At 43.8% G+C, this 4,149-nt stretch carries 4 protein-coding genes; 3 read left to right on the top strand and 1 reads right to left on the bottom strand.

Annotated elements, in window-relative coordinates; translation table 11 throughout:
* Positions 1 to 89: 89 nt before the first annotated feature.
* Positions 90 to 326, bottom strand: a complete 237-nt coding sequence (locus RH88_RS02815) for a hypothetical protein (RefSeq protein ID WP_005593327.1) — start codon at positions 324 to 326, stop codon at positions 90 to 92.
* A gap of 211 nt (positions 327 to 537) precedes the next feature.
* On the opposite strand from RH88_RS02815, the gene epd reads away from it, so the two are divergent.
* From epd to fbaA, 3 genes are all read left to right on the top strand, one after another.
* Positions 538 to 1,572, top strand: a complete 1,035-nt coding sequence (epd, locus tag RH88_RS02810) for an erythrose-4-phosphate dehydrogenase (RefSeq protein WP_005593326.1) — start codon at positions 538 to 540, stop codon at positions 1,570 to 1,572.
* Between the two features lie 140 nt (positions 1,573 to 1,712).
* Positions 1,713 to 2,873 carry a phosphoglycerate kinase gene (locus tag RH88_RS02805; RefSeq protein WP_005593325.1) on the top strand — a complete coding sequence of 387 codons (1,161 nt, stop codon included), beginning with the start codon at positions 1,713 to 1,715 and terminating at the stop codon, positions 2,871 to 2,873.
* Between the two features lie 157 nt (positions 2,874 to 3,030).
* Entirely contained in the window at positions 3,031 to 4,107 is a 1,077-nt protein-coding gene (fbaA, locus tag RH88_RS02800; RefSeq protein WP_005593324.1) for a class II fructose-bisphosphate aldolase, read from the top strand.
* Positions 4,108 to 4,149 lie beyond the last annotated feature (42 nt).

Raw genomic sequence — 4,149 nt, 5'->3', positions numbered from 1 at the left:
AAATAAAAATAGCTTCTTAAACAGAAAAACCGAGCGATTGAGCTCGGTTTTTTTATATTGGTATTTTTTATCAGTAGCAGAATGATGAGCTATTCGTGCTCGTGGCCTTTATTGTCTAGCTCTTTTAAGCCACAAACTTTGCAGGTAACGTAGCGATCCATGTCGTGATAGTTGCCGCCATTGATAAAGGTGTGGGCAAATAATTTGATTCGTCCTAAAAGGCTAGGGTCTGAATCGTATTTGCTTGGCTTACGTACTAATACTTCGCTGTATGGCGTTTCATTATTGCATGCTTTACAAAAGTGAGTATCGCTTGATGATGGCATATTCAGCTCCTTTGGCTTCAATATGATAACGATGGATTGGTCAATAAACGCACAAACAAGCAGTTGATTCAATGGTTATAAAATGGGTAGCAGAATCATTACATTGTTGTTTAGGCTCGGGTCACTCTTTTACTGCGCTTTACTGGTAGATCGGTTAGTATCTGTGGCACGAAATAGGATGCTGCATTAAAAAACGATAGGCGATGGAATTATGCTGAAAGTTGCGATCAATGGATTTGGACGGATCGGTCGTAATGTGTTGCGAGCTGTATATGAAAGCGGCAAGCACCAACAGATCAAAGTTGTCGCGGTGAATGAGTTAGCCCAGCCTGAAGCGATGGCGCATTTGCTGCAATACGATACCAGTCATGGCCGATTTGCCAAAAAAATCAGCCATGATCAAGAACACCTCTATATACACCACGAAGCGGGTGAGCACGACACGATTCGAATTTTGCATCTTGGTGAAATTGATCTGCTGCCATGGCGCGATCTAGATGTTGATATTGTGCTCGATTGTACGGGGGTTTATGGTTGCCGAGCGGATGGCCTTGCGCATATCGAAGCGGGGGCGAAGAAAGTGCTTTTCTCTCATCCGGGCGCGAATGACCTTGATAACACCATTATCTATGGTGTTAACCATCATACTCTGACCTCTCAGCACACCATTGTCTCTAATGGTTCTTGTACCACCAATTGTATTGTACCAATTATTCAGGTTCTCGATGACGCATTTGGCATTGATTCTGGCACTATTACCACCATTCACTCTTCGATGAACGACCAACAAGTGATCGATGCTTATCATCCCGATTTACGCCGAACACGCGCAGCAAGCCAGTCGATCATTCCGGTTGATACCAAGCTTCACAAAGGAATAGAAAGAATATTCCCGAAATTTTCTAACAAGTTTGAAGCGATTTCCGTGCGCGTGCCGACGGTTAACGTCACTGCAATGGATTTAAGTGTCACAATTAGTACAAATGTGAAAGTTAATGACGTAAATCAAACCATTGTTAATGCATCTCAGTGTACATTACGTCATATTGTTGACTATACTGAAGCGCCGCTCGTATCAGTGGACTTCAATCACGATCCACACAGTGCCATTGTTGATGGCAGCCAGACGCGAGTAAGCGATGGTCATTTAGTTAAAATGCTGGTGTGGTGTGATAATGAATGGGGCTTTGCAAACCGTATGCTGGATACCGCATTAGCGATGCAAGCTGCGCACGAAGCCCAATGATTACGGATAAATAATTTATTTCTTCCCTTGAAATAAATCGGAGCGAGCTCCATATCCATAATCAGTTAAAGAATTCACAGGCTTGGCAAGGCTGCCGAGTAGTTAAAACTTTATTAATTTAATATTTGAGAGGACAAATCATGTCTGTAATCAAGATGACTGACCTGGATCTTGCAGGTAAACGCGTATTCATCCGTGCTGACCTAAACGTACCAGTAAAAGACGGTAAAGTAACTTCAGATGCACGTATTCTTGCATCGCTACCAACTATCAAACTTTGCCTAGAAGCTGGCGCAAAAGTTATGGTTACTTCTCACCTAGGTCGTCCTACTGAAGGCGAATACGCAGAAGAGTTCTCTCTAGCTCCTGTAGTTAACTACCTAAACGACGCACTAGATTGTGAAGTTAAACTAGCGAAAGACTACCTAAACGGTTTAGAACTAAACGCTGGTGAGCTTGTTGTTCTAGAAAACGTTCGCTTTAACAAAGGCGAGAAGAAAAACGAAGAAGAACTGTCTAAAGCATACGCAGCGCTATGTGATGTATTCGTAATGGATGCATTCGGTACTGCTCACCGTGCACAAGCATCAACTCACGGTGTTGGCATGCACGCAGACATCGCTTGTGCTGGTCCTCTACTTGCCGCTGAACTAGAAGCACTTGGTAAAGCGATGAGCAACCCAGAGCGTCCACTAGTGGCTATCGTTGGTGGTTCTAAAGTATCGACTAAGCTGACTGTTCTTGAGTCTCTATCTAAAATCGCTGACCAACTTGTTGTTGGCGGTGGTATCGCGAACACTTTCATCGCAGCTGAAGGCCACAACGTAGGTAAGTCTCTATACGAAGCAGACCTAGTTGAAACCGCTAAAAAGCTAATGAAAGAGTGTGCGATTCCAGTAGCAACTGACGTTGCTTGTGCAAAAGCATTTGATGAAAACGCAGAAGCTGAAATCAAGAACGTTGCTGACGTTCAAGATGACGACATGATCTTCGACCTAGGTCCAGATTCAACTGCAGTTCTAGCTGACATCATTGCGAACGCAAAAACTATCCTTTGGAATGGCCCAGTAGGTGTATTCGAATTCAAGAACTTCGAAGCAGGTACTAAAGGTATTTCTGAAGCAATCGCTAAGTCTGCAGGTTTCTCTGTAGCGGGCGGTGGTGACACGCTAGCAGCAATCGACAAGTTCGGTATCAAAGCAGATGTTTCTTACATCTCTACTGGCGGTGGTGCATTCCTTGAGTTTGTTGAAGGTAAAGTACTTCCAGCAGTTGAAATGCTAGAGTCACGCGCTAAATAATTCAAAGAAAGCGGGAGAGAAATCTTCCGCTTTCTTGTTTGCTGCAAGTCACATTATTCTCTGATAGAATAGCGCGCGTTGTGAGCAAACGATTGCAAAATTTAAATTAATAATTAGTTTTAGTTTTTAAAACGACAGATAAATAGGACTACAACCCATGTCTAAGATCTTCGATTTCGTAAAACCAGGCGTTATTTCTGGCGACGACGTACAAAAAGTATTTGAAGTAGCAAAAGAAAACAAATTTGCTCTTCCAGCAGTTAACGTTGTTAACACTGACTCAATCAACGGTGTTCTAGAAGCTGCAGCGAAAGTTAAAGCTCCTGTTGTTGTTCAGTTCTCTAACGGCGGTGCTGGTTTCTTCGCTGGTAAAGGCGTGAAACTTGAAGGTCAAGGTGCACAAATCCTTGGCGCTGTAGCGGGTGCAAAATACGTACACGCAGTTGCTGAATCTTACGGCGTTCCAGTAATCCTTCACACTGACCATGCTGCTAAGAAATTGCTTCCATGGATCGACGGCCTACTAGACGCAGGTGAAGAGTTCTTCGCTCAAACTGGTAAACCACTATTCTCTTCTCACATGATCGACCTTTCTGAAGAGTCTCTAGAAGAGAACATCGAAATCTCTGGTCAATACCTAGCTCGCATGGCGAAAATGGGCATGACTCTAGAGATCGAACTAGGTTGTACTGGTGGTGAAGAAGACGGCGTTGATAACTCTCACATGGACGCATCAGAGCTTTACACTTCTCCAGAAGACGTTGCTTACGCATACGAGAAACTAAACGCTATCAGCCCACGTTTCACTATCGCAGCATCTTTCGGTAACGTACACGGTGTTTACCAAGCGGGTAACGTTGTACTGACTCCAACTATCCTACGTGACTCTCAAGCATACTGTGCAGAGAAGTTCGGTATCGCACCTAACGCTCTAAACTTCGTATTCCACGGTGGTTCAGGTTCTTCTGAAGCTGAAATCCAAGAGTCTATCGGTTACGGTGTTATCAAAATGAACATCGATACTGATACACAGTGGGCAACTTGGGATGGTATCCGTACTTACTCTGCTGAAAACTTTGATTACCTTCAAGGTCAAATCGGCAACCCAACTGGCGAATCTGCGCCAAACAAGAAGTACTACGATCCACGCGTATGGCTACGTGCAGGTCAAGCGTCAATGGTTACTCGTCTAGAGAAAGCATTCTCTGACCTAAACGCAATCGACGTACTATAATTCTGATTCAGAATTAATGTTTTGAAAAACCCGCTCATTGAG

Source organism: Vibrio scophthalmi LMG 19158 (assembly GCF_000222585.1).
GTDB lineage: Bacteria > Pseudomonadota > Gammaproteobacteria > Enterobacterales > Vibrionaceae > Vibrio > Vibrio scophthalmi.
This window is presented reverse-complemented; position numbering and strand designations above follow the sequence as displayed.

Excerpts from the sequence above, each read along its gene's own strand:
- fbaA (WP_005593324.1), top strand. The coding sequence starts at position 3,031 with ATGTCTAAGATCTTCGATTTCGTAAAACCAGGCGTTATTTCTGGCGAC.
- RH88_RS02815 (WP_005593327.1), bottom strand. The coding sequence starts at position 326 with ATGCCATCATCAAGCGATACTCACTTTTGTAAAGCATGCAATAATGAA.
- epd (WP_005593326.1), top strand. The coding sequence starts at position 538 with ATGCTGAAAGTTGCGATCAATGGATTTGGACGGATCGGTCGTAATGTG.
- RH88_RS02805 (WP_005593325.1), top strand. The coding sequence starts at position 1,713 with ATGTCTGTAATCAAGATGACTGACCTGGATCTTGCAGGTAAACGCGTA.